Annotated in this window: 25 protein-coding genes; 13 read left to right on the top strand and 12 right to left on the bottom strand. The window is 63.5% G+C overall.

All coding sequences use genetic code 11. The features are described from left to right. Positions 1-62: 62 nt before the first annotated feature. The 4 genes from BLS48_RS29110 to BLS48_RS29095 all read right to left on the bottom strand — a co-directional run bounded on the left by BLS48_RS29110 (position 63) and on the right by BLS48_RS29095 (position 4,479). Entirely contained in the window at positions 63-1,163 is a 1,101-nt protein-coding gene (locus tag BLS48_RS29110; RefSeq protein ID WP_091585334.1) for a sn-glycerol-3-phosphate import ATP-binding protein UgpC, read from the bottom strand. 14 nt (positions 1,164-1,177) lie between these two features. Continuing rightward, positions 1,178-2,092, bottom strand: coding sequence for an ABC transporter permease subunit (locus BLS48_RS29105; RefSeq protein ID WP_091585333.1), 915 nt, complete (start codon positions 2,090-2,092; stop codon positions 1,178-1,180). A 7-nt stretch (positions 2,093-2,099) separates the two neighbouring features. After that, entirely contained in the window at positions 2,100-2,984 is an 885-nt protein-coding gene (locus BLS48_RS29100; protein WP_091585331.1) for a carbohydrate ABC transporter permease, read from the bottom strand. 142 nt (positions 2,985-3,126) lie between these two features. Further along, the gene (locus tag BLS48_RS29095) at positions 3,127-4,479 is read right to left on the bottom strand and encodes an extracellular solute-binding protein (RefSeq protein ID WP_091585329.1); all 1,353 of its coding nucleotides are present in this window, start codon (positions 4,477-4,479) and stop codon (positions 3,127-3,129) included. Positions 4,480-4,718: 239 nt separating this feature from the next. Here BLS48_RS29095 and BLS48_RS29090 point away from each other — a divergent pair, with 239 nt between their 5' ends. The 3 genes from BLS48_RS29090 (at position 4,719) to BLS48_RS29080 (ending at position 7,093) form a co-directional block, all read left to right on the top strand. Next, complete coding sequence (locus tag BLS48_RS29090; protein WP_244529952.1) at positions 4,719-5,765, top strand: endonuclease/exonuclease/phosphatase family protein; 1,047 nt, start codon at positions 4,719-4,721, stop codon at positions 5,763-5,765. A 120-nt stretch (positions 5,766-5,885) separates the two neighbouring features. Then, positions 5,886-6,542, top strand: a complete 657-nt coding sequence (locus BLS48_RS29085) for a hypothetical protein (protein WP_091585327.1) — start codon at positions 5,886-5,888, stop codon at positions 6,540-6,542. Continuing rightward, positions 6,506-7,093, top strand: coding sequence for a hypothetical protein (locus tag BLS48_RS29080; RefSeq protein ID WP_143019537.1), 588 nt, complete (start codon positions 6,506-6,508; stop codon positions 7,091-7,093). The genes BLS48_RS29085 and BLS48_RS29080 overlap by 37 nt, the downstream gene beginning before the upstream one ends. A 34-nt stretch (positions 7,094-7,127) precedes the next feature. Here BLS48_RS29080 and tlpA read toward each other — a convergent pair whose 3' ends face one another. Then, the gene (tlpA, locus tag BLS48_RS29075; protein ID WP_091585323.1) at positions 7,128-7,808 is read right to left on the bottom strand and encodes a thiol:disulfide interchange protein TlpA; all 681 of its coding nucleotides are present in this window, start codon (positions 7,806-7,808) and stop codon (positions 7,128-7,130) included. Between the two features lie 35 nt (positions 7,809-7,843). On the opposite strand from tlpA, the gene argH reads away from it, so the two are divergent. From argH to lysA, 3 genes are all read left to right on the top strand, one after another. Further along, positions 7,844-9,244, top strand: a complete 1,401-nt coding sequence (argH, locus tag BLS48_RS29070) for an argininosuccinate lyase (protein WP_091585322.1) — start codon at positions 7,844-7,846, stop codon at positions 9,242-9,244. A 69-nt stretch (positions 9,245-9,313) separates the two neighbouring features. Further along, on the top strand, positions 9,314-9,520 hold the full coding sequence (locus tag BLS48_RS29065) for a lipoprotein (protein ID WP_091585321.1): 207 nt from the start codon (positions 9,314-9,316) through the stop codon (positions 9,518-9,520). A gap of 66 nt (positions 9,521-9,586) precedes the next feature. Continuing rightward, positions 9,587-10,855, top strand: coding sequence for a diaminopimelate decarboxylase (gene lysA, locus BLS48_RS29060; RefSeq protein ID WP_091585320.1), 1,269 nt, complete (start codon positions 9,587-9,589; stop codon positions 10,853-10,855). 21 nt (positions 10,856-10,876) lie between these two features. On the opposite strand, the gene BLS48_RS29055 is transcribed toward lysA, so the two are convergent. Beyond that, positions 10,877-11,179: an ArsR/SmtB family transcription factor gene (locus BLS48_RS29055; protein ID WP_091585319.1), complete on the bottom strand. Its 303-nt coding sequence runs from the start codon at positions 11,177-11,179 to the stop codon at positions 10,877-10,879. A 50-nt stretch (positions 11,180-11,229) separates the two neighbouring features. Here BLS48_RS29055 and BLS48_RS29050 point away from each other — a divergent pair, with 50 nt between their 5' ends. The 3 genes from BLS48_RS29050 (at position 11,230) to BLS48_RS29040 (ending at position 15,306) form a co-directional block, all read left to right on the top strand. Continuing rightward, positions 11,230-12,171 carry a threonine/serine dehydratase gene (locus BLS48_RS29050; RefSeq protein ID WP_091585318.1) on the top strand — a complete coding sequence of 314 codons (942 nt, stop codon included), beginning with the start codon at positions 11,230-11,232 and terminating at the stop codon, positions 12,169-12,171. A 116-nt stretch (positions 12,172-12,287) separates the two neighbouring features. Continuing rightward, on the top strand, positions 12,288-14,879 hold the full coding sequence (locus BLS48_RS29045) for a TIGR02302 family protein (protein ID WP_091585412.1): 2,592 nt from the start codon (positions 12,288-12,290) through the stop codon (positions 14,877-14,879). A 55-nt stretch (positions 14,880-14,934) separates the two neighbouring features. Then, positions 14,935-15,306, top strand: coding sequence for a glyoxalase superfamily protein (locus tag BLS48_RS29040; protein ID WP_091585317.1), 372 nt, complete (start codon positions 14,935-14,937; stop codon positions 15,304-15,306). On the opposite strand, the gene BLS48_RS29035 is transcribed toward BLS48_RS29040, so the two are convergent. Beyond that, positions 15,303-16,166, bottom strand: a complete 864-nt coding sequence (locus BLS48_RS29035; protein ID WP_091585315.1) for a LysR family transcriptional regulator — start codon at positions 16,164-16,166, stop codon at positions 15,303-15,305. The two genes, BLS48_RS29040 and BLS48_RS29035, sit on opposite strands and share 4 nt — an antisense overlap. 224 nt (positions 16,167-16,390) lie before the next feature. Between BLS48_RS29035 and BLS48_RS29030 the strand changes: the two genes are divergently transcribed. Next, complete coding sequence (locus BLS48_RS29030; RefSeq protein WP_167365281.1) at positions 16,391-17,338, top strand: DMT family transporter; 948 nt, start codon at positions 16,391-16,393, stop codon at positions 17,336-17,338. On the opposite strand, the gene BLS48_RS29025 is transcribed toward BLS48_RS29030, so the two are convergent. The 3 genes from BLS48_RS29025 to BLS48_RS29015 form a co-directional block, all read right to left on the bottom strand. After that, positions 17,339-17,710: a response regulator gene (locus tag BLS48_RS29025; RefSeq protein WP_164548794.1), complete on the bottom strand. Its 372-nt coding sequence runs from the start codon at positions 17,708-17,710 to the stop codon at positions 17,339-17,341. A 74-nt stretch (positions 17,711-17,784) separates the two neighbouring features. Further along, positions 17,785-18,327, bottom strand: a complete 543-nt coding sequence (hpt, locus tag BLS48_RS29020) for a hypoxanthine phosphoribosyltransferase (protein WP_091585310.1) — start codon at positions 18,325-18,327, stop codon at positions 17,785-17,787. Positions 18,328-18,351: 24 nt separating this feature from the next. Continuing rightward, positions 18,352-18,996 (bottom strand): hypothetical protein, encoded by a 645-nt coding sequence (locus BLS48_RS29015; RefSeq protein WP_091585308.1) that lies wholly within the window; start codon positions 18,994-18,996, stop codon positions 18,352-18,354. Positions 18,997-19,304: 308 nt separating this feature from the next. Between BLS48_RS29015 and ftsE the strand changes: the two genes are divergently transcribed. The 3 genes from ftsE (at position 19,305) to BLS48_RS29000 (ending at position 21,759) form a co-directional block, all read left to right on the top strand. Then, positions 19,305-19,964 (top strand): cell division ATP-binding protein FtsE, encoded by a 660-nt coding sequence (gene ftsE / locus BLS48_RS29010; protein ID WP_023757234.1) that lies wholly within the window; start codon positions 19,305-19,307, stop codon positions 19,962-19,964. Beyond that, positions 19,957-20,946 carry a cell division protein FtsX gene (locus tag BLS48_RS29005; RefSeq protein WP_091585306.1) on the top strand — a complete coding sequence of 330 codons (990 nt, stop codon included), beginning with the start codon at positions 19,957-19,959 and terminating at the stop codon, positions 20,944-20,946. Before ftsE ends, BLS48_RS29005 begins: the two co-directional genes overlap by 8 nt. 87 nt (positions 20,947-21,033) lie before the next feature. Continuing rightward, positions 21,034-21,759: a YdcF family protein gene (locus tag BLS48_RS29000; RefSeq protein WP_091585304.1), complete on the top strand. Its 726-nt coding sequence runs from the start codon at positions 21,034-21,036 to the stop codon at positions 21,757-21,759. 7 nt (positions 21,760-21,766) lie between these two features. On the opposite strand, the gene BLS48_RS28995 is transcribed toward BLS48_RS29000, so the two are convergent. Continuing rightward, positions 21,767-22,399: a pyridoxamine 5'-phosphate oxidase family protein gene (locus tag BLS48_RS28995; RefSeq protein ID WP_091585302.1), complete on the bottom strand. Its 633-nt coding sequence runs from the start codon at positions 22,397-22,399 to the stop codon at positions 21,767-21,769. Between the two features lie 24 nt (positions 22,400-22,423). Continuing rightward, positions 22,424-22,894 (bottom strand): nuclear transport factor 2 family protein, encoded by a 471-nt coding sequence (locus BLS48_RS28990; protein WP_091585300.1) that lies wholly within the window; start codon positions 22,892-22,894, stop codon positions 22,424-22,426. Between the last annotated feature and the right edge of the window lie 303 nt (positions 22,895-23,197).

The following is a 23,197-nucleotide window of genomic DNA, read 5'->3' as shown; positions in this document are numbered from 1 at the left end:
ATGCTTTCCTGGACTTGCCGAGGGTCAGCGGATTTATCACCGCGATGATGGGGACTTCGGGATCAGAGCGCCGGCTCGGGTACGGATGCCTTGAAGACATCGAGGCGGCTGCCCGTCTCCGACGAGAAGAAATGCATGTCCTCGGGCAAAATCTTCAGGCCGACAGCACTGCCGGGCTCGGGGTGGACCGCCTCCGACGTCATCACCGAAAACGGCGCGCCGTCGAGATCGACATAGATGACCCGCCCCGCGCCCAGTTCCTCGACCAGGTCGACGGTGGCGTTGAGCGCGCCGGCCGTGCCAGGTGCCACCAGCCGGACGGCTTCGGGCCGGATGCCCATCGCGACCTTCGTACCGACCGGCAGGCCGGCGCGTGCCATGGCCAGACGCCGGCTGCCACCGAGCAATGACAACCCGTCGAGTTCGACCGTGCCTTCCAGAATGTTCATCGCCGGCGCGCCGACGAAAGTGGCGACGAAGCGGCTGGCCGGACGGCTGTAGATCTCGGCGGGAGTGCCGACCTGCTCGACGCGCCCGCCGTTCATGACCACCAGCCGGTCGGCGAGCGTCATTGCCTCGACCTGGTCATGCGTGACGAAGACCGAGGTGGCGTTCAGCCGGCGATGCAGCTTGCGGATTTCCGAGCGCATCTGGACGCGCAGCTTGGCGTCGAGATTGGACAGCGGTTCGTCGAACAGGAATACCTTCGGCTCGCGGATCATCGCGCGCCCCATGGCGACGCGCTGCCTCTGCCCGCCGGAAAGGGCCATCGGCTTGCGGTCGAGCAGATGTTCCAGTTCCAGCGTGCGGGCAACCGCCTGGATCCGCTGCGTGCGCTCTGCCGAGGGAACACCGGCGACCTTGAGCGAATAGCCGATGTTCTGCGCCACGCTCATATGCGGATAAAGCGCGTAGTTCTGGAACACCATCGCACAGCCACGCTCGCGCGGTTCCAGCCGGTTGACGACGGTGCCGTCGATCGCGATCTCGCCGCCGGAGATCTCCTCCAGCCCGGCAATCATCCGAAGTAGCGTGGACTTGCCGCAGCCGGACGGCCCAAGGATGACGACGAATTCGCCCGATGCAATGTCCAGGTCGACGCCGTGCACGACCTGCAATTTGGCGTAGCTCTTCTTGGCGTCGCGAATGGTGATGGAGGCCATCTTCTGTCTCCTTGTTATTTCTCGGTGGCGATCAGGCCGCGCACGAACCAGCGCTGCATCGCCACCACGACGATCAACGGCGGCAGCATGACGATCAGCGTACCGGCCATGGCGATGTTCCATTCCGGGATGCCGCCGACATTTGGGATGAGTTGCTTGAGCTCGGTCACCGCCGTTGCATGCGACTGGTCGGTGGTGATGAGCAGCGGCCACAGATACTGGTTCCATGCCCACAGGAACATGATCGTCCCAAGCGCCGCCATGTTGTTGCGCGACAGCGGCAGCAGAATGTCGATGAAGAACCGGATCGGCCCGGCGCCGTCCATGCGCGCGGCCTCGGTCAGTTCATCCGGCACGGTCAGGAAGAACTGCCGGTAGAGGAAGGTGCCGGTGGCCGTGGCGATCAATGGCAGGATAAGCCCGGAATAGGAGTTGAGCAGCCCGAGGTTGAGCGAAACCTGGACGCCCGAGACCTTTTCGATGAGCCAGCTCAGACCGGTGACGTCGAGGATGGCCTGATAGGGCGACAGCACATTGGCGACGACGGCGTAGGTCGGCACGATGCGCACCTCCAGCGGCAGCATCAGCGTGACGAAGATCAGCCAGAATATGAAGGTGCGGCCGGGATAGCGGAAATAGACGATCGAGAAGGCGGTGAGCGCCGAGATGATCACTTTGCCGGCGGCGACGCCGGTCGCCATGATGAAGCTGTTCAAAAGCTTGGGGCCGAGGTCGGCCGTCGTCCATGCCGTCTTGATGTTGACCCAGAAGTCGCTGCCCGGCAGCAGCGACATCGGCACGTCGTTGACGTCCTTCAGATTGTGCGACGAGGCAATGGCAACGATCACGAACGGCGCAACGGCCATCAGGAAGCCGAGGAACAGGATGACGTGGGTGACGAAATTGAGGATCGGAGTTCGCTCTACCATGCCAGCCTCACCGGTAGTGCACGCGCCGCTCGATGAAGCGGAACTGGAAGATGGTCAGCACGACGATGAGCAGCATCAGGATGATGCTCTGTGCGGCGGCACCTGAATAATCGAGCCCTTTGAAGCCATCGGAATAGATCTTGTAGACCATCAAATTGGTTGCGTTCGCCGGTCCGCCGGAGGTCATGATGTCGACGATGCCGAAGGAATCCTGGAAGCTCTCGGTGATGTTGATGACCAGCAGGAAGAAGATCGTCGGCGTGATCAGCGGGAACTGGATGTCCCAGAAACGCCTGAGGACGCCGGAGCCGTCCATGGCCGCCGCCTCGATCAGCGAACGCGGGATGGCCTGGAACGCGGCGAGGAAGAAGATGAAGTTGTAGCCGACATACTTCCACGAAAAGGCGGCGATGATCGACGCCATGGCGTCGGCACCGTCGAGGCCCGGATCCCAGATTCCCGGCCACATCCGATTGACGACGGCGAGGAACCCGGCTTCAGGTGCCAGGATGAAGCGGAAGGCGAGCGCCAGCGCCGGCGCGGCGATGCCATAGGGCCAGATCAGCACCACGCGATAGAAACGCGAGCCCGCAAGCTGCCGATCGGTCAGCGCCGCGAGCACCAGCGCGATGAACATCGCAAGCCCGGTGCTGATGGCGGCAAAGACAAGGCTGGCGGTGATCGAGTTCCAGTAGTCGGCGCTGGACAGGATCGAGCGGAAATTGTCGAGCCCGACCCAGATGTTGCCGCCACCCCAAGGCTGCTGCAGCGTCAGCGACCAATAGACCGCCTGACCCGCCGGCCAGTAGAAGAACGTGAAGATCAGGAGGAGCTGAGGCACCGCGAAAAGGATGCCGATTGTCCACCTGCTGAAGGTAACGCGTTTTTCCATCGGTCCCGCCGACACCGCTCAAACGGCAGTCTAGATTATGAAATGGCCGCCCGTCGATCCAAGCATGATCCCGAAAGTGGAAACCGGTTTTCGGAAGTGATCATGCTCGCAAGAGTACGGGCGGCCCTGGAGTTTTCAGCGATCAGGGCAGGGTCTTGCCCGGATAGGTCTGCTGGAAGCGGTCGAGGATGGCGTCGCCGTTCTTGACCAGCGTATCGAGGCCTTCCTGGACGCTGACCTTGTTGGCGAAGATCGCCTGCATCTGTGTGCCGAACTCGGCGCGGATCTGGGTGAAGTTGCCCAGCCGGATGCCACGGGTGATATCGGTCGGCTCCGACGCGGTCAGGCTGGCGATCGCGGTTTCGCGGCCCTTGTAGGGCGCCTTGTCGTAGAAGCCATTGGACTTCATGTATTCGAAGCCCGACTTGGTCACCGGGATGTAGCCGGTGTTGGTCGACCAGAACAAAGCGGTCTTGGGGTCGTGGATGAAGTTGAGGAACGCGGCCGCGCCCTTGTATTCCGCATCCGACTTGCCAGAGAGAACCCACAGCGAAGCGCCGCCGACGAGCGAGTTCTTGCGCTCGGTTCCGGCATAGACTGGCAGCTCGGCGACATCCCAGTTCATGCCTTCCTTCTGCGTCTTGCCGACGGTGCCGTGGTCGCCCACCGATGTCATGATCACCTGGCAGGTGCCGGAAGCGAAAGCCTGGACCATGTCCTGGCCAAGGTCCTTGGACTTGATCTTGATAAGGCCGGCGTCATACCACTTCTTCAGATCGGTGACGTACTGGACGAACTTGGTCTTGTTGACTTCGAGACGGGCGTCGAGGCCGTCATAGCCATTGTTCTTGGTCGCGATCGGCTGGTTGTGGAGGGCCGAGAACTGCTCCATCAGCTGCCAGCTTTCGTTGGCCGAGATGTTGATCGCCATCGGGCAATCGTATCCGGCGTCCTTCATCGCCTGAAGGTCGGCGCCGACATCTTCCCAGGTCTTCGGCGCCTCGGTCTTGCCGATCTTGGCAAAGGCGTCCTTGTTCCAGTACATCAGCGCCGTCGAGGAATTGAACGGGAACGACAGCATCTCGCCTTTCGACGTCGCGTAGTAGCGCGCGATGCCGGGGAAATAGTCTGCGTAGTCGATCTTGTAGCCGTTTTCCTCCATCAGCTTGTCGGCCGGCTTGTAGGCGCCCGACAGCATCATGGTGGCGGTGCCGACGTCGTAGACCTGGACGATCGCGGGCTGCTTGCCGGCGCGGAAGGCGGCGATGGTGTTCTGCAGCGTGGCGTCGTAATTGCCCTGGCTGGTGCAGACGACTTCATAGTCGGACTGCGAGGCGTTGAAGTTCTTGCACAGCGTGTCGACGACACGTGCGAGGTCGCCCGAAAGGCCGAACCAGAAGTCGAATTTTACCGGCTCTGCAAAGGCAGGCATCGCCAGCGCGGTGCTGAGCGCGCCAGCGGCAAGGGCAGCAAAGCCCCGCTTGATGATCGTCATGATTTCTTCCCTCTTGAGTGGCTGTTGACAAGGGTCTTGCGCAAGTCCTTGCCCGCTCTCTTAGAGAAGGTATGTGACAGTTCTGTTGTGGCCTTTTCAGGCCTGTGGACAGCCGTCGCTCCTCCCCTTCGGCGGTGCACCGGCATGAAAACGTCATACCGGCGCTTTAGGTAGCTAGGGCAGCTGCCGATGACGTAAAGACCCAAATGGCAGCCATGGTTATCCGGCTAAGGGGATGAATGAAGATGCTGGTGCAGCGGTTGACCCATGTGCCTGTCGCTGACCGGCAGGAGATGCGCGAAGGCCCGCGTGACAGCACCACGCATCTGCGGCATGCCGCCGCCATTCCGGCACTTGGCGAGATCGAGATCGGCGGCAAGGCGTCACGCGAGAACGCCGGCGACGCCTTGAAGGTGGTGGCCTGGAACGTCGAGCGGCTCCGCCATGGCGATGCGGTCGCGGCAACACTTGGCGGGCAGGCTCCCGACGTCGTTCTGCTGTCCGAAGTCGACAAGGGCATGGCCCGCTCCGGCAATGGTCATCCGCTCAGCGTGCTCGCCAACCGGCTTGGCCATGCCTTTGCCTATGGCGTCGAGTTCGTCGAACTCGGCGGCGGCAACGACGCGGAACGGTCGGCGACCGGCGCGGTCGAGAATGCCGAAGGCTTTCACGGCAATGCGGTGACCAGCGCCATCCCGCTGCTGCGTCCTTTCCTGGTACGCCTCGACGCGGCCGGCGGCTGGTTCCAGGCGGGGCGCGGCCAACCACGCATTGGCGGACGCATGGCGATCGGCGGCCAGGTGCATATCGGCAACCGCAGGGTGACGGTTGTTTCGGTCCATCTTGAAAACCGCACTGATCCCGCCGGCCGAGCCATCCAGACCAGCCATCTCCTGGATGCCATCGACAAATACGACCCGGAGGCGCCGGTGCTGCTGGGCGGCGACTTCAACACGCTGACCGCCAGCCATGAGGAACGCCATGACGAGGCCGGAGCCTGGGCTCAGCGAATGGCGGCCGAGCCCGACCGGTTGATCGATGTCGAGCCGCACGAACCGCTGTTCGCGATTCTCGCCGGGCGTGGCTACGACTGGAAGGCCGCCAACAATCTCGACCTGCCCACCCAGCGACGCGAGGCCGGCGATTCCATGCCGGTCGACCGCATCGACTGGTTTTTCACACGCGGCCTTGTCGCAAGTGATCCTGCCATTCTTCCGGCGGTGCTGCCGGATGGCAGCCGGAGCTCCGATCACGAGGCACTCGTCGTGACGGTTCGCGCGGCATGATCCCGTGCTGGCTACAAAGCTCATTGACAAGAAACAGGCCTCGACCGACGATGTTTGTCGCAGTCCCTGCCGCAGCTGTTGCGCCGGTTGGCGGGCGGCAATTCGGGGCGACCACTTCGCATGAGCCGGATCGAACTAATCGGAGGCTTGGTCGGCGTTGTTGTCGCCGTTTTGGGGTTGGTCGATTCGTTTCATGGCTTCCTCGCCGCGGGACTGACCTTGAAGCTCTTCGTGCTCGGAATCGCCGGTATCATTTCGATAGCCTTGCTAACCTCACGGCTGATGAGTAGACCCCGACCACGGAACATCCTTTCCGGCGCCGCCAAATTACTGCTCGTTTGCGGCGCCTTTGTTGTGGTGGCGCTGCTGCTGGCGACGAGATCGCCAATCATGCTGCGGGAGGAGATCACCAAGGGCAAGTCGGTGACCACGCTTGCCGCCGCCTATTCATCGGCCAACGCCGTCACCATCCAGCTTCCGCCACACGTGACAACCAATTGCATGTGGTCCGACGCCGAGCCCGGAGCCTTTCCACGGCTGGATGCCCAGATGGTGGACTGGGATTCTCCGGTTCCCAAACTCCACATCGACAATTTCGTCCATCCCCAGCGCGTCGCGGTCGAATGCAGCCCTCCCTCGCCGCTGCGCGGCATCACAGTGGACCCTCCACTAACCGAAATGTTCCTGCGGCGACAAGTCGACCGCTGGGTGGACTGGATCTTGAGCTTGGGAGGATTGACATGGCTGGCCGCTTGTTGCCGTCTTTGGGTCTCGTAGCGCTTGGCGCTGGACTTGGTATGTCCTTCGGCGCTTTTGGCGAGTCGACCAACTTCAGTCACCTCGGGCAGGTTATTGAATATCAGACCGGCCGACCCGTTGAAGCCGCGATCAAAGCATGGCCACAGTCGGTTCGCACGGGCCGCGACGGGGACTGCTCCCTCTATGGCGATACACCGCTCGATTCCCGGAGATCAGATGGCGACGGCCATTTCCAGCTCGAGATCTCGAGCGAGAGCCACACCTACACCGTGACTTATTGTGCGTCCGGCTTCGTGCCTCGCGACGACCGCGATTTGCCGAACGACAGGCAGGGGGAGGTCTTACCAACACCAGCCAGGCTTTGGCCGATCAAAATGAGCGAGGGCGACGCCGTCGCTTTCAACCAAGCGGTCGCCAGCCGGTTGGTCTTTTCGCTGAACGAGATCGCCTATCTGAGGAAAGTCGACACAAAGGCCTTCCAGCAAATCGTTGACCAGATCGCCGAACGATCGCCGGATGGCGACACGATTCAGGCCTTGTCCAGTTTGGCTGGCCTCTGGGACAAGTAGGCGCGGCGGCTATACCGACGACGGCCGGTCCGCCTCAGCTGCCCAGCGCCGTCTCGACCAGCCGTTTGGCGTCCGGCCCCGACCACTCGGCCGGGCCGTTCATGTGGGCAATCAGGCAACCTTCGCCGTCGATCAGCATGGTGACGGGAAGGCCAAGCGCCAGGCCGCGCGTCTTGAGGTCGTTGAACAGCGCCATCGTCGAGTCCCTGTAGTAGCCGAGCGTCTCGACGCCGGTGTCCTTGAGGAACTTCTTCGGCTTCACATCGTCGCCGGCATCGACGTTGACGGCGACCACCTGAAAGGCGTTGCTGCCCTTTTCCTTCTGCAGCGCATCGAGCGCCGGCATTTCGGCGCGGCACGGCGCGCACCACGTCGCCCACAGATTGAGCAGCATCGTCTTTCCGGCATGGTCGGCGATCGTCATCGGCTTGCCGTCCGGGCCATTGAAGGCGAGGTTCTTCAGGGATTGCGGTGGATCGGCCGGCAAAAGTGCCGCGACCTCGCCTGTCGCCGCGGCCGCGATCTTCTTGGCGCGGTCGCTCTTGGCGGCGCAGGCGACATCGTCCTTGCTCTCGCCGACCGCGACTTGGTTCGCGGCATTGTTGCCAGACCGGGTCTCGCTGACATATACCGCGACCGCGCCGGCCAGCACGCCCGCCACCAAGGCGGCGAGGATCAGGCGTGGGGCCGGGAAGAATCTATTACCGTCTGCCATTTTCTCAAAACTGCTCCGAAGCACGGGTTATAGCGATGAGCGACACGAAGACCAGCAACCAGATGTGGGGCGGACGTTTTGCCTCGGGTCCGGCCGCGATCATGGAAGCGATCAACGCGTCGATCTCGTTCGACCGCAAACTCTATGCGCAGGACATCAGAGGCTCGATCGCTCACAGCGAGATGCTGGCGCAAACGGGCATTATTTCGGCGGCCGATCAAGAAAAAATCGCTCACGGGCTGAACACGATTCTGAAAGAGATCGAAGCCGGCACGTTCGAGTTCTCGACCCGGCTGGAAGACATTCACATGAACATCGAGGCGCGCCTTGCCGACCTGATCGGTCCGGCGGCCGGCCGCCTGCACACCGCCCGCTCGCGCAACGACCAGGTGGCTGTCGACTTGAGGCTGTGGGTCAAGGACGAGTGCTTTCGCGTCGCCGAGGCGCTGAAAGGGCTGATAAAGGCGCTGCTGGAGCGGGCCGAGGAGCATGCGGCGACCGTGATGCCGGGCTTTACCCATATGCAGGCGGCGCAGCCGGTTACCTTCGGCCATCACTGCATGGCCTATGTCGAGATGTTTTCGCGTGACCTGTCGCGCGTCCGCGACGCGATCGAACGCATGGACGAGAGCCCGCTCGGTGCCGCCGCGCTTGCCGGCACCAGCTTCCCGATCGACCGTCACAGAACCGCCAAGGCGCTCGGCTTCCGCGAACCGATGCGCAATTCGCTGGACAGCGTTTCGGATCGCGATTTCGCGCTGGAGTTCCTCGGCATGGCGGCGATCTGCGCCACGCATTTGTCGCGGCTGGCCGAGGAGATCATTATCTGGTCGACGCCGCAATTTGGTTTCGTCAGGCTCTCCGACAGCTTCTCCACCGGCTCCTCGATCATGCCGCAGAAGAAGAACCCCGACGCCGCCGAACTGGTGCGCGGCAAGACCGGCCGCGTCACCGGCCATCTTGTCGGCCTGCTGACGGTGATGAAGGGCATGCCGCTGACCTATGGCAAGGACATGCAGGAAGACAAGGAATCGGTGTTCGACGCCGCCGAGACGCTCGATCTGATGCTGGCGGCGATGACCGGCATGGTCTCGGATATGACGGTGAACGCTGCGGCGATGAAAAAGGCCGCCGGCTCCGGCCACGCGACCGCGACAGACCTGGCCGACTGGCTGGTGCGGACGCTCGGCCTGCCGTTCCGCGAGGCGCATCATGTCACCGGCCGGGCAGTGGCGCTGGCAGAGGAAAAGAAGGTGGGACTGGAAAAGCTCTCGCTGGAGGATCTGCAGTCGATCAATCCTGGCATCACCGCGGACATATTCTCGGTGCTGGCGGTGCAGAATTCGGTCAAGAGCCGTACCAGTTTCGGCGGCACGGCGCCATCGGAAGTGCGGAAGCAGATCCGCGCCTGGAAAAAGCGGCTGACGAAAGCGTGAGCTAGGGTGCAATACGCAGAGAACTCGGCTAAAAGCGGCGGCTGGCAAAAGTTTCGGACGGATGGATCGATGACCGGAAGCAGGATTTTGGTGACGCTGACGCTGCTGATGGCGATTGCGGCCGTCTCGGCCTGCGGCCGGAGGGGAGCTCTGGACACGCCCTATGAGGCAGCCGTGCAAGCGCGCAAGGATGCCTCGAAGGCTCACCAGCCCGTGCCACCAGAGCCGGAAAAACCGATCGAGGACAAGAAGTTCATCCTCGACCCGCTGATCTAGAGCTATGAGGCCGGGTTTCTTTCTGAACCCGATCTCATCGTGCTCCAACTTTCCGGAACCACCCTCGTGAACCATTTCGACTACCGCGACGGCGTATTGCATGCCGAGGACGTGGCGATCCCTGATATCGCCGCACAGGTCGGCACGCCGTTCTACTGCTATTCGACGGCCACCTTGACCAGGCACTACCGGGTTTTTGCCCAGGCCTTTGCCGGGCTCGACGCGCTGGTCTGTTACGCCATGAAGGCCAATTCCAACCAGGCGGTTCTGAGAACGCTGGCCAGGCTCGGCGCCGGCGCCGACGTGGTGTCGGAGGGCGAATTGCGCCGGGCGCTGGCCGCCGGCATTCCGGCCAGCAAGATCCTGTTCTCGGGCGTCGGCAAGACCGCGCGCGAAATGGACTTTGCGCTGACCGCCGGCATCCTCTGCTTCAACGTCGAATCCGAGCCCGAACTCGAACTCTTGTCGACGCGTGCCGCGGCACTCGGCAAGGTGGCGTCGATCTCGCTGCGCATCAATCCCGACGTCGACGCCAGGACCCACAAGAAGATCTCCACCGGCAAGGCCGAGAACAAATTCGGCATCCCGTGGCAGAGGGCGCGCCAGGTCTATGCCCGCGCGGCTGAGCTTCCGGGCATCAGGGTCACCGGCATCGACACCCATATCGGCAGCCAGATCACCGAACTGCAGCCCTTCGACGACGCCTTCGCGCTGCTTGTCGATCTGGTCGGTACGCTGCGCGCCGACGGCCATGCCATCGAGCATGTCGATCTCGGCGGCGGCCTCGGCATTCCCTATCGCGTCGACAACAACCCGCCTCCGCTTCCCGACGCCTATGCCCAGATCGTCAGGAAGCATGTCACCAAGCTGGGGCTCAAGGTCATGTTCGAGCCAGGCCGGCTGATCGTCGGCAATGCCGGCATCCTCGTCTCGGAAGTGATCTTCGTGAAGGAAGGCGACGCAAAGAATTTCCTCGTCGTCGACGCAGCGATGAACGACCTGATCCGGCCGACGCTCTACGACGCCTTCCACGACATCCGGCCGGTGGTGCAGCCGCCAGCCGACACGCCGCGCATGATGGTCGATGTGGTCGGCCCGGTCTGCGAAACCGGGGATTATCTCGGCCTCGATCGCGATCTGCCGAGGTTGAAGGCCGGCGACCTGATTGCCGTCTCCACCGCCGGCGCCTATGGCGCGGTGCAGGCCGGCACCTACAACACCCGCCTGCTGGTGCCCGAGGTGCTGGTCGACGGCGACCGCTTCCACGTCGTGCGTCCGCGCCTGACCTATGACGATCTGATCGGGCTGGATTCCGTGCCCGACTGGCTTGCATAGGGGGCGCCCCGCGCCTCGGTGCTACAGCCGGTTCTGGATGAGCGCCCTGGTGTCGGCGATCCTGTCCTCGTCGCGGCGGTAGAACGTCCATTGCTTGATGCGCCTGGTTCGCAACAGGCCGGCCTGGGTGAGTACGCGCATATGCTCGCTGAGCGTCGCTTGGGTGATGCCGAGCTTCTCGGCAATCAACAGCGCACAAACGCCGTCCTCGAGGAGATCGCCGTCGACTTGGCGCGGGAAATGCGCGCGCGGATCCTTCAGCCAATCGAGGATCTGCAGCCTGCGTTCGTTGGCGATCGCCTTGAAGACATCGACCTCTTGCATTTAGTCATTTTGCCAAGTTACTAATTACTGTCAACCCCAGGGAGATACCCATGTCGCAGGGCAACACGATCACACGCGAACGCATTGCCGCGATGGAACCGCGCATCCGCCCCTATGTGCGCCATACGCCGGTGCTGCGCGTCGACATGGCCGACTTCGACCGCGCGCCGCTGGCGGTCGACCTGAAGCTCGAATGCCTGCAGCATTCCGGCTCGTTCAAGGCGCGCGGCGCCTTCACCAACCTCCTGGAACGGCCGGTTCCCGAAGCTGGCGTCGTCGCCGCATCGGGCGGCAATCATGGCGCCGCCGTCGCCTATGCCGCCATGCGGCTTGGCCACAAGGCAACCATCTTCGTTCCCGAGGTGAGCCCGCCGGCCAAGCTGGAACGGATTCGCAGCTACGGCGCTGAACTGATCGTCGGCGGCGCTCGCTATGCCGAGGCGCTGGCCGCCAGCGAACGTTTCGCCGAGGAAACCGGTGCCTTGCAGATCCATGCCTTCAACCAGGAGGAAACGCTTGTCGGCCAGGGCACGCTTGGGCTGGAAATCGAGAGCGATCTGCCCGATATCGACACGCTGCTGGTCGCCGTCGGCGGCGGCGGCCTGATCGGCGGCATCGCCGCCTGGTTTGCCGGCCGCATCCGCATCATCGCCGTCGAGCCGGAAGGAGCGCCGACGCTTCATCGTGCCTTCGAGGCCGGACGACCCGTCGACGCCCCGGCCGAGGGCATCGCCGCCGATTCGCTGGCGCCCAAGCGCGTCGGCGAGATGATGTTCCCGATCGCCGAGGCCTTTGTCGAGCGCTCCATCCTGGTCAGCGATGACGACATCATCGCCGCGCAGAAGGCACTGTGGAACCGGGTGCGCATCATCTCCGAGCCGGGTGGCGCCGCCGCTTTCGCGGCCGTGCTGTCCGGACGCTACGCACCGGAGCCCGGCGAACGGGTCGCTGTGCTGGTCTGCGGCGCGAACGCGAATCCCGCTACCTTCTGACCGCAACCACCGCGCCGGTCTTCACGTTTTTTGGAACCGCCTCGCCTTTGCCGTGTTTGCTGGTATTCTTCGAGTCGTGAGGCATGGGCTATCCTGCCTGCCCCATGGAAGGGCCGATGACGGAACGACCCACCTTCAGCAGCGATCGCGGCTTGGCCGGGCGCCTTGCCTTGAGCCGGCTGGCGACGCGGGTCTCGATGATGGTCGAGCGTGGCTGGCCGTTGCTGCTGCCGCTTGTCATCGTCGCCAGCCTGTTCCTCAGCGTCTCCTGGCTCGGCCTCTTCTCGCGCTTGCCGGACCTCGCGCGCATCGGCGCGGTCGCCGCATTCAGCATTGCGGCACTGGCCGCGCTCTATCCGCTGCGCTTCTTCCGCATGCCCGGCGCCGCCGAGGTCGACCGCCGCATCGAGGCGGCCAATCACTTGTTGCACAGCCCGGTGCTGGTGCAGACTGACCGACCAAGCGGCAGGGAAAGCAGCTTCTCGCAGGCGCTCTGGCGCGAACACCAGAAGCGCATGGCCGGACAGCTCGACAGTCTTGGCGCCGACCTGCCGCGCACGCGCGTGCCGGAGCGCGACCCCTGGGGGTTGCGCGCGGTAGCGGCGCTTTTGCTGGTTACCGCCTTTGCCTTCTCCTTCGGACCGGCCGGCGGCAGACTGAGCGACGGGTTCAATGCCCACGGCGCGCATGATGCCGTGCCGCCGCGCATCGACGCATGGGTGACGCCGCCGGCCTACACCGGCAAGCCGCCGATCTTCCTGACCGCCGATGCCAACCAGATGACCCCGACCTTCACCGTTCCCGATGGCAGTGACGTCTCGCTGCGCGTTACCGGGGGCTCGGGCGAGGAAACGCTGGCCTATGCCGGCAAGGATGGCAGTTCCCGCCCCATCGACCCGGCCGGCCCGCAGGCCGCCGCCACGGCCAAGCCCGCGTCAAGCCCGGCGACGCCATCCAAAGTGCGCCAATTCACCGGCAAGCTGACCGGCGACGGGACGCTGACGCTGAAGTCGGGCGATGACGAGCTTGGCCGCTGGGCCTTCGCGATCGTGCCCGACAAGCCGCCGCAGATCCGCTTCGTCGGCGAGCCGAAGCGCGCCGCCAACGGTGCCTTCGAACTCAACTACCAGATCAACGACGACTATGGCGCCGCCACCGCCAAGGCGATTTTCGCGCTCGCCGATCCGCAGGCGCCGAATGCGCATCCGCTCTATGGTCCGCCTGAAATGCCGCTGACGCTGCCGCGCCGCGGCGGCAAGTCGAATGTTGCCAAGACGTCAAAGGACCTGACCGAGCATGTCTGGGCCGGCGGCAGCATCAAGCTGACGCTGGTCGCCACCGACGATGCCGGACACACCGCTTCGAGCGAGACCAAGACGCTGACGATGCCGGAGCGGCCGTTCGCCAACCCGCTGGCGCGGGCGGTCATCGAACAACGCCGCCTGCTGGCGCTCGACGCCAACGCCAAGCCGCGTGTACTCGACCTGATGGACGCGATCACGCTGCGGCCTGAAGATACCTTCGACAACATGGCGCACTACCTCGCCATCATGAGTGCCCGCAGCCGGCTGAAGATGGCCGCCAGCGACGATCAGTTGCGCAACGAGGTCTCCTATCTCTGGGAAATCGCGCTCGGCATCGAGGAAGGCAATCTCTCGGCCGCGGAAAAGCGGCTGCGCCAGGCGCAGCAGGCGCTGCAGGACGCCATCAAGAATGGCGCCAGCGACGCGGAAATCGAAAAGGCGATGAAGGAACTGCGCGAGGCGATGAACCAGTTCCTGCAGGAATTCGCGGAACGCGCCAAGCAGAACCCGAACGCACCGCAGATGCAGCAGAACGGCCAGGAACTGCGCCAGAGCGACATCGACCGCATGATGGACCAGATCGAGAACCTGGCGAAGTCGGGCGATCGTGACAAGGCGCAGCAATTGCTGTCGCAGTTGCAGGACATGATGAACAATCTGCAGGCCGGCCGTCAGCAGCAAGGCGGCGAGCAGGACAGCCAGATGCGCCAGCAGATGGACAAGCTGGGCGAGATCCTGCGGCGCCAGCAGGAGATGATGAACGACACCTTCCGCATGGACCAGATGCAGCGCGGCGAGCGTCAGCGCGGACAGAACCGTGATGAGCAGCTTGGTGGCGGCCAGGATGAGAACCTGCCGGGTGTGGGCCAGGACCGCGATCCGCTCGCGCGGCCGAAGTCGATGACGCCACAGGAATTCGCCGATGCGCTGAAACAGCTGCAGCAGGGTCAGGGCCAGCTGAAAAGCGACCTCGAGCAGCTGAAGAAGGGGCTCGAGGGCATGGGCATGGAGCCCAACGAAGGCTTTGGCGAGGCCGGCAAGTCCATGGGCAACGCCGAACAGGCGCTCGGCGAAGGCCAGGGCGATGAGGCCGTGGGCCACCAGGGCCGGGCTCTGGAGGCGCTGCGCAAGGGCGCCAAGGACATGATGAAGCAGATGCAGGCGATGCAGGGCGACGAGGGCGGCAGCCAGGAGGGGGGCCGCCAGCAGAACGCCGATCGTGACCCGCTCGGCCGGCCACGCGCCAGCCAGGGCCCCGATTTCGGCGATTCGGTGAAGGTGCCGGATGAGATCGACGTCCAGCGCGCCCGCCAGATTCTGGAAGCGATCCGCAAGCGGCTCGGCAACGCGCTCAGCCCCGACATCGAACGCAGCTACCTGGAACGGCTGCTCGAGCTGAAATAGGGATCGCCGCCCGCTTCCGACCTCACCCGAAGACTTGCTGAACGGTTGCAACTCCATGCCGAAACTTGGCACTGTCACGCCCATCCTGCGCATCTTCGACATTGCCAAGGCACGTGAATTCTATGTCGGCTTCCTCGGCTTCGACGTGCGGTGGGAACATCGCTTCGACGACAATGCGCCGCTTTACATGGCGGTTGGCCGCGATGACTGCGTCCTGCATCTCAGTGAACATCACGGCGACGGCGCACCTGGCATTGCCGTGCGCATCAAGGTCGAGGACATCGCGGCCCTCCATCGCGAACTGACGGCCAAGAAGTACCGTTTCGCCAGGCCGGGCCTGGAGGAGACGCCGTGGAAGACCCGCGAAATATCGGTGAGCGACCCGTTCGGCAACCGGCTGCATTTCCATGAGGAAGCGGCGGGCTAGTCCTGCCTGTTCACGAATGCCTCACGGATCGCCTCTTCCATACCGTCGATCGCCTCGCCGAAGGCATTCGGGTTGCGATGCATCACCACATTCGAGGAATCGACGTGACCGAACCCGTCCGCCGAAGTCAGTTCCCGACAGTCGGCCGGAATGTTGCTGCGCGAGATCGGCGCGATCGCCAGGCCGGAGGTGACGGCGAGCTTGAGGCCGCCAGTGGTGTCGCTCGTATAGGCGACACGATAGGCAAGACCCAGTTGCTCCAGCGATTTGATGGCAAAGTCCTTGCACCAGCCGGCCCGGTTGTAGAGTGCGATCGGCACCGGCCGCTCCTCATGCATGTGGTGCAGGTTCGATGTCACCCATACGGTTGGATCGTGCATCAGGACTTCGCCGCCGGCAGGATCCTGCCATTCGAACACCACGCAGAGATCGAGTTCACCGGCGCCGAGCGCCGCCAATTGCGCCCCCGAATGCGCATAGCGTACGGTGACCTCGACCTTTGTGTGACATTTCGAAAATGCACCAAGCGCGCGCGACAGGATGGCCTGGCCATATTCCTCCGGGATGCCGATGCGCACCGGCCCGCCAAGCGGCGCTGCCGCCATCGACGCAGCCGTCTCATCCAGCAGTGAAACAATGCGGCGGGCATTGACGATGAGTTCGCCGCCACGCCGCGTCAGCGCGACGCCGCGTGAACCGCGCTCGAACAGGCTGTCGCCGACCAGGCCTTCGAGCTTCTTCATCTGCATCGACACAGCCGACTGGGTGCGGCCGGCGAGCTCCGCCGCCTTGGTGAAATTGCCGGCCTCGGCAATGGCCACGAAGGTGCGCAAGAGATCGCTGTCGAGGATTGGCCGCATTCTATCCGCCATAAGGAAATTTGATCACTGGTATCATTCCAATTCGTTTGCAACATGTCAAACACCAGATGATAGTCGCTTCACCCATTGGATATGCGGCTGCGAAATCAGGCGCGGACCAACCTAAGAGTCCTCACTCGTGCCCGCTGCCCGAAACGGTGGCGGGTTCTTTTTAGCTTGCGGCAAGCGTGCTTGCGGCCCTGGTACTGGAGCCTGGAATCCTCATGCGGAATCGGATGGTGCTCGGCATCCTGAGCCTGTGCCTGGGCGTGCTGGTCTTCTCGCTGCAAGACCCGCTCGTCAAGGCCGTGTCGAGCGGCTATCCGGTGACCGAAGTGATGGCGATCCGCTCGATCGTCGCCTTGCCGATCCTGATCCTTCTCGTCCACGCCGATGTCGGGCTGCATGCAATCCTGTCGCGGCGGTTCGGCCTGCTGACGATGCGCGCCTTCATCCAGTTCACTTCTTACACCGTCTACTATCTGGCCATCGCCGCCTTGCCGCTGGCCGACGCGGTGGCGCTCTATTTCATGGCGCCGCTGTTCATCATGGCATTGGCCGGACCGTATCTTGGCGAGCGCGTCTCCTGGCGGACGCTGGCGACCGTGCTGATCGGACTGCTCGGCGTGATCGTGATGTTGCGCCCCGGCGCCGGACTGTTCGATTGGGCGGCCCTGCTGTCACTGGGCTCGGCGGCGCTCTACGGTTTCTCGCAGCTGATGGCCCGCAAGATCGGCGATACCGAATCGTCCACCGTCATGGCCTTCTATCAGAACGGCGCCTATCTGGTTGGCGCTGCCGTGGTTGCCAGCACGTTTCACCTTGCCGGCATAACCCACGCCGTCCACCCGAGCCTGGAATTCCTGGTCCGGCCGTGGCTGTGGCCGACGCTGCCGGATTTTCTCAAGATGGCGGCCTGCGGCTTCGTCGCCTCCGCCGGCATGATCCTGTTGTCGCAGGCCTACCGGATGGCGCCGGCCAATCGCGTTGCCACCTTCGAATACACTGGCATCCTGTGGTCGCCGCTGTGGGGTTTCCTGTTCTTCGCCGAGGTACCGCGATCGACGACCGTGATCGGTGCCGCCCTCATCATCGGCGCCGGACTGCTGGCGCTCAGCACGGAACGGCGCAAGAGCGCCGCGCCGGTGTTGGCCGCCACCGATCCCGCCTGATCAGGCGAAGCAGATCAGTGCGCGTTCGACGCGTGAGCGGATTTCGGCCAGCGTGAAGGGCTTTTGCACGACATCGAGGATGATGCCGTTCAACTCCTCGGCACGCTCGCGCTGGTCGGCATAACCGGTCATCAGCATGATCTTCATCGAAGGGAACAGCGCTGCCGCCGCAATCGCCATCTCTATGCCGTCCATCTCCGGCATGCGGATGTCGGAGACGACGAGATCGTAACCGCCGCGTGCGGCCTGGATCAGCGAAAGCCCCTGCGCGCCGTCTGCGGCGATATCGATTGTGTGCCCGGCGCGTTCAAGCGCACGGGCTGCGAGAGTGCGGACGGACTCATCGTCCTCGACGATCAGAAGCTTTGCCATGGCCGGCAATTTGGCGGCGAAAAGTTGACTTTTCCTGAAGGCACGGAGGGTCGACGAGCCTTTTTGGAAGTCACTCAGGCATCACCTTTGACGACACCGACAAACGGCAGTTCGCGAAAGGCATGGGCAACGTCCATACCGTAGCCGACGACGAAATAATCGGGACAATCGAAGCCGACATAGTCGGCGGTGAGCGCGGTCTGGCGGCGCATGCGCTTGTCGAGCAGCACGGCGATGGAACAGCTTTTCGCGCCGCGCGACAGCATCAGGTCGCGGGTGAAGGTCAGCGTCTTGCCCGATTCGAGAATGTCGTCGATGAGCAGCACGTCACGGCCGGCGACCTCATTGTCGATATCGCGCAGCACCCTCACCTCGCCACTGGTGGTGCCGGCGCCGTAGCTGGAGATGAAGATGAACTCGACCTCTGGCGACAGGCCGACATCATGCATGGCGCGGATGAGATCGGCGGCGAAGATGAACGAGCCCTTCAGCACCGAAATCACCAGCAGGTCGTGATAGTCATGCTCGGCGATCTCCTTGGCGAGTTCGAGATTGCGCCGTGCGATCGCCGATGCCGAAAACAGGACCTCGATGTCCTTGCCGCGTACGATGGGCATTGGTGGTCTTTCCTCGGTGATCGCCTATTGAGCGAAAGTGACAAGAACGGTCCTTACGCCGTTCTTAGGCACGTCGAGGCGGCTGGCAAAGCCGAATCTTTCGCCCGACGCCAGCGAACGGCCGGATGTCCCCAACGTATAGCGGGTCAAGCGTCCGTCATTGCCGGTCACCCGGATTTCGAGCGCCGGCAGCTGCGCCGGTTTCGTTCCGTCATTGGCGGCCTCGCCATCGACGAACAGCACCGGGTTTGGCCCGGAGGCGTCGACGCGTGACGTGACCCCTGAAATGGTCAGTGCCGATGCTTGCCCGCCGGACAGGAATGGTGCCTGGCGCACCAGCGCATGCCCGCCGGAGACCCAGAAAGCGGCAAGGGCGGCGCCGATGCCGGCGATCCAGAAGATCGGCCCGCCGCGCGCGGCCGGCGGCCGCTCAGCCGGGGCCTCGGGCTTGCGCAGCATGTCCATGCCCTCGATGGACGGCGGGGTGATCACCCGCGGCGGCGGCGACGCGCTTTCAGCTGCAGGGACAAGGCGTGGCATCACCTCATAGTCGGCGTCGATGATATCGGCCGCCAATCCGCGCATGATCCGGTCCGCCACGGCATTTGCCGGCGGATCGGTCATGATTTCGCCGGAAACCGGGCGCGCGGTTCGATCCTCAGCCATCATGGCCCCAGCATTGCAGCAAGTGTTCGCTTTTCGTTTCTTTTGCGTAAACGCAAATGGTTAACGCTTCCCCACCGGAGCCCTCGTGACGAGCCGAAAGAGCCCAGGAATTAACCGCCGGTTAACCATGCCGGCCGATGGTCTTTTACCAGAACAGGCCGGCTTGCCGCCGCCAGAGCCGGATTCAGATTTCAGGTCAAATCGACCTGAAATCTGAATCCGCCTCTAAACTAAGAGATAGAGCATGATGTCGTCCGAAAACCGCCTCACACTTTTCGGCATCATGCTCTAGAGATTTCAGGTCGTCGAAAGTGATTCGCTTCGAAAATGTCGGCCTCCGCTATGGCATGGGTCCGGAAATCCTCCGCGACATCTCCCTGCACATCCCGGAGCGCTCCTTCCAGTTCCTGAGCGGGCCTTCGGGCGCCGGCAAGACGACCTTGCTGCGCCTGCTGTTCATGTCGCTGAAGCCGACGCGCGGGCTGATCACCATCTTCGGCAAGGACCGCTCGCGCATTTCGCGCAGCGAACTGCCGCATCTGCGGCGTCGCATCGGCGTTGTGTTCCAGGACTTTCGCTTGCTCGACCACATGACCACTTACGAGAATGTCGCGCTGCCGCTGCGCGTGCGCGGGCGCGAGGAGGCAAGCTATCGCACCGATGTCACCGAGCTGTTGAAATGGGTTGGCCTTGGCGAGCGCATGCATGTGCTGCCGCCGGTCCTGTCCGGCGGTGAGAAACAGCGCGCCGCGATCGCCCGTGCGCTGATCGAACAGCCGGAGATCCTGCTGGCCGACGAGCCGACCGGCAATGTCGATCCGCCGCTGGCGCGACGCCTGCTGCGGCTGTTCATCGAGCTGAACCGTCTGGGCACAGCGGTGGTTATCGCGACGCACGACCTCGGCCTGATGGAACAGGTCGACGCACGCCGCATGATCCTGGCTGGCGGAAGGCTGGACATCTATGACTGAGCTGTCCGCCGAACATCTTGACGACCACGACGCCGAAGCGACCGTGGCAAGACCGCGTGCCCAGCGCAAGATGGCGCCTATCGTGCCGGCGCAGAACATCGCCGGGCGGGCGCTGGTGCTGGTCATCGCCATCATGACCTTCCTGTCCTGCCTGACTTTCGGCGCGGTGACGCTGGTGCGCGACACCGCCTCGGTCTGGGAGAACCAGATCTCGCGCGAGGCGACGATCCAGATCAAGCCGGCCGATGGCCTCGACATGGAGGCGGCCCTTGCCCAGGCCTCGCAGATCGCTGGCGAGTTTCCCGGCGTGAAGGCGACCCGGATCATCGATCGCGAGGCAACAGCAAGGCTGCTGGAGCCCTGGCTGGGTTCCGGCCTCAACATCGACGAGCTGCCGGTGCCGCGCCTGATCATCGTCACCATCGACGAGAACAGCCCGCCCGATTTCGCCGCCATGCGCGCCGCGATCACGCCGAAACTGCCGAGCGCGTCTCTCGACGATCACCGCACCTGGGTCGACCGGCTGGTGGCCATGGCCCGCACCACGGTGACCATAGGCATCGCCGTGCTGGCGCTGATGCTGTCGGCGACGGTGCTGACCGTGGTGTTCGCGACGCGCGGCGCCATGGCCGGCAATGGCCACATCATCGAGGTGCTGCATTTCGTCGGCGCCGAGGCCCGCTTCATCGCGCGCGAGTTCCGCCGCCATTTCCTGGTCACCGGCATGAAGGGCGCCGCCGCCGGCGGGGCGGCGGCCGTGCTTGTCTTCATCGTCTTTTCCTGGTGGTCGTCGCGCAACATCGCGACACCGCAGGCCGACCAGGCAACCGCCCTGTTCGGCAATTTCGCCATAGGGTCGGCAGGTTATCTCGGTGTCGTGCTGATGGTGCTGGTGATCGGCGCGCTGACGGCGGCAACCTCGCACGCCACCGTCGTCGCCTATCTCAGCGACATCGATGTCCGCCAACCGGATGCAGGCTGACGACATGGAAAAAGGTCGGGTGATCACGGTTGGAGAATTGGCGTAACGCAAAGTACCTACCAAAGGCCGCATTTCAGGGTTAACCATATGGCGATGGACGCGCGGGATACGACCGGGACGGCTGGACAGATGCCAGTGGTGGTTGCTCGTTTGCACGACCACGGCAAGGCCCGCCGTTTGAAGACTGTCCTACGCAATTCCGCCCTGTCCCTGCTTGTGCTCGCGACATTGTTTGCCGGCGGATTCGGCTGGTTCGCCAACAAGGTCAGCCATCTGACGACGCCTGCCAACCCGGCCAAGGCCGATGCGATCATCGTGTTGACCGGCGGCCAGTCACGCCTCGATGCGGCGATGGATCTGCTGGCGTCCGGAAAAGGCGAGCGGCTCCTGATCAGCGGCGTGCATCCTTCGGCCAGCCGCCGCCAGCTTCAGGCCGCGACCGGCGGCGACAAGAGGCTGTTTTCCTGTTGCGTCGATATCGACCGCGCCGCGCTCGACACGATCGGCAATGCCGAGGAAAGCGCCAAATGGATCGAAAGCCATGCCTATGGCACGGTGATCCTCGTCACCAACAATTATCATATGCCGCGCAGCCTGCTGGAAATGCGCCGGCTGCTGCATGGCGCCAAGCTCGAGCCCTATCCGGTGGTCAATTCCAATCTCGACAATGGCGGCTGGCTGACCAAGCCGCGGGCGCTGCGCGTGCTGTTCACCGAGTACAACAAGTATCTGCTGGCGCTGGCGCGGGGTATCGTGCCCGTCAAGCCAACACCCGACGGCATCGCGCTGGCTGAAACAGCGGCCGGCGGCTAAACCCGCTTCATTCCCCGGCACCGACTATAGAGGCCTCTCGCAGGCGCACGATTTCCTGCTCTAGCCACTCGATGCGCCGATCCCGCTCAGCAAGTGCCGCCGCCACATCGGCGGCCTCGAACCGTTGCGGAATGTGCTGCGGGCAATTGGCGTCCCAAGCCGAAACCGTGAACAGAATGACCTGCTCAGGGCGCGCCTTGTAATCCCGCGGCATCAGCCTCGCCATCATTTCAGCGTCGCCTTCCACGACCCGCGCGGAGCCCCAGATCTTGATGCGCTGGCGGTGGGCGTAGTCGATCAGGAACAGGAAGGCCCGCGGATTGTCGGCCAGATTGCCCTGGGTGATGAACTGCCTGTTGCCGGAAAAATCGGCGAAGCCGATCGTCCGTTCATCCAGCACCTTGAGGAAGCCGGCGGGGCCGCCACGATGCTGGATGTAGGGCTGGCCATCGCCATTGGCAGTCGACAGGAAGATGCTGGTCTGCATCTCGATGAAGGCGGCAAGGTCTGGCGTGATATCAGCTTGCCAGCCGCCACGCTCCTCGACGCGGGCATAGGACTGACGTGAGCCCTTGCGGGTCTGGATCGCCTTGACGGTCGGCGTGAAGGCGACGTCGCTGGTGAAGGCATGTGTGTCCATCGAAAGCCTCCTTGCGGGAAGGTGCTAAAGCCCGAGGTCCGACAGCGACGGGTGGTCATCCGGCCGCCGGCCGAGCGGCCAGTGATATTTGCGGTCGGCCGCGCCGATCGGCAGGTCGTTGATGCTGGCGATGCGCAGGCGCATCAGGCCGTGTTCGTCGAATTCCCAGTTCTCGTTGCCATAGCTGCGGAACCATGAACCGCTGTCGTCGCGCCATTCATAGGCGAAGCGCACGGCGATGCGGTTGCCATGGAACGCCCAGACCTCCTTGATCAGCCGGTAATCGAGCTCGCGGCTCCATTTCCGTGTCAGGAAGGCCTGGATGGCATCGCGCCCTTGCAGGAATTCGGCCCGATTGCGCCAGCGGCTGTCTGTCGTATAGGCGAGCGCGACCCGTGCGGGGTCACGAGAATTCCAGGCATCCTCGGCCATGCGTGCCTTTTGCGCGGCGGTCTCTGTCGTAAACGGCGGAAGCGGGGGGCGGTTTTCAGGCATGGCAACTCCTCTGCGATATGAATGGGTGAGGTCTGGCGGACACCGCTGACCCGCTCCGGATTCAGGCAGCATCGCGGACAGAAACAACCGGAAAATCGATTTCGGTGCGGGCAACCCCGTTCATAGAGTTGGTCCAGGTGTTCAGAGCGACTTGCTACCTCAATATGTACCTTTCCATTCGACGGATGTAGACGGCATATTTGCAATCAACCCTTCCATTTTCCGGAAGAAGTGATTGACCGCCTCGACGGTGGAGGCTGGCAGCCTTTCCGGAAAGCACTCGCGTCATACCCACGTTGGCAA

Source organism: Mesorhizobium qingshengii, assembly GCF_900103325.1.
Classification (GTDB): domain Bacteria; phylum Pseudomonadota; class Alphaproteobacteria; order Rhizobiales; family Rhizobiaceae; genus Mesorhizobium; species Mesorhizobium qingshengii.
This window is presented reverse-complemented; position numbering and strand designations above follow the sequence as displayed.

Excerpts from the sequence above, each read along its gene's own strand:
- BLS48_RS29110 (WP_091585334.1), bottom strand. The coding sequence starts at position 1,163 with ATGGCCTCCATCACCATTCGCGACGCCAAGAAGAGCTACGCCAAATTG.
- BLS48_RS29105 (WP_091585333.1), bottom strand. The coding sequence starts at position 2,092 with ATGGTAGAGCGAACTCCGATCCTCAATTTCGTCACCCACGTCATCCTG.
- BLS48_RS29100 (WP_091585331.1), bottom strand. The coding sequence starts at position 2,984 with ATGGAAAAACGCGTTACCTTCAGCAGGTGGACAATCGGCATCCTTTTC.
- BLS48_RS29095 (WP_091585329.1), bottom strand. The coding sequence starts at position 4,479 with ATGACGATCATCAAGCGGGGCTTTGCTGCCCTTGCCGCTGGCGCGCTC.
- BLS48_RS29090 (WP_244529952.1), top strand. The coding sequence starts at position 4,719 with ATGAAGATGCTGGTGCAGCGGTTGACCCATGTGCCTGTCGCTGACCGG.
- BLS48_RS29085 (WP_091585327.1), top strand. The coding sequence starts at position 5,886 with ATGAGCCGGATCGAACTAATCGGAGGCTTGGTCGGCGTTGTTGTCGCC.
- BLS48_RS29080 (WP_143019537.1), top strand. The coding sequence starts at position 6,506 with ATGGCTGGCCGCTTGTTGCCGTCTTTGGGTCTCGTAGCGCTTGGCGCT.
- tlpA (WP_091585323.1), bottom strand. The coding sequence starts at position 7,808 with ATGGCAGACGGTAATAGATTCTTCCCGGCCCCACGCCTGATCCTCGCC.
- argH (WP_091585322.1), top strand. The coding sequence starts at position 7,844 with ATGAGCGACACGAAGACCAGCAACCAGATGTGGGGCGGACGTTTTGCC.
- BLS48_RS29065 (WP_091585321.1), top strand. The coding sequence starts at position 9,314 with ATGACCGGAAGCAGGATTTTGGTGACGCTGACGCTGCTGATGGCGATT.
- BLS48_RS29055 (WP_091585319.1), bottom strand. The coding sequence starts at position 11,179 with ATGCAAGAGGTCGATGTCTTCAAGGCGATCGCCAACGAACGCAGGCTG.
- BLS48_RS29050 (WP_091585318.1), top strand. The coding sequence starts at position 11,230 with ATGTCGCAGGGCAACACGATCACACGCGAACGCATTGCCGCGATGGAA.
- BLS48_RS29045 (WP_091585412.1), top strand. The coding sequence starts at position 12,288 with ATGACGGAACGACCCACCTTCAGCAGCGATCGCGGCTTGGCCGGGCGC.
- BLS48_RS29040 (WP_091585317.1), top strand. The coding sequence starts at position 14,935 with ATGCCGAAACTTGGCACTGTCACGCCCATCCTGCGCATCTTCGACATT.
- BLS48_RS29035 (WP_091585315.1), bottom strand. The coding sequence starts at position 16,166 with ATGCGGCCAATCCTCGACAGCGATCTCTTGCGCACCTTCGTGGCCATT.
- BLS48_RS29030 (WP_167365281.1), top strand. The coding sequence starts at position 16,391 with ATGCGGAATCGGATGGTGCTCGGCATCCTGAGCCTGTGCCTGGGCGTG.
- BLS48_RS29025 (WP_164548794.1), bottom strand. The coding sequence starts at position 17,710 with ATGGCAAAGCTTCTGATCGTCGAGGACGATGAGTCCGTCCGCACTCTC.
- hpt (WP_091585310.1), bottom strand. The coding sequence starts at position 18,327 with ATGCCCATCGTACGCGGCAAGGACATCGAGGTCCTGTTTTCGGCATCG.
- BLS48_RS29015 (WP_091585308.1), bottom strand. The coding sequence starts at position 18,996 with ATGATGGCTGAGGATCGAACCGCGCGCCCGGTTTCCGGCGAAATCATG.
- BLS48_RS29005 (WP_091585306.1), top strand. The coding sequence starts at position 19,957 with ATGACTGAGCTGTCCGCCGAACATCTTGACGACCACGACGCCGAAGCG.
- BLS48_RS29000 (WP_091585304.1), top strand. The coding sequence starts at position 21,034 with ATGGCGATGGACGCGCGGGATACGACCGGGACGGCTGGACAGATGCCA.
- BLS48_RS28995 (WP_091585302.1), bottom strand. The coding sequence starts at position 22,399 with ATGGACACACATGCCTTCACCAGCGACGTCGCCTTCACGCCGACCGTC.
- BLS48_RS28990 (WP_091585300.1), bottom strand. The coding sequence starts at position 22,894 with ATGCCTGAAAACCGCCCCCCGCTTCCGCCGTTTACGACAGAGACCGCC.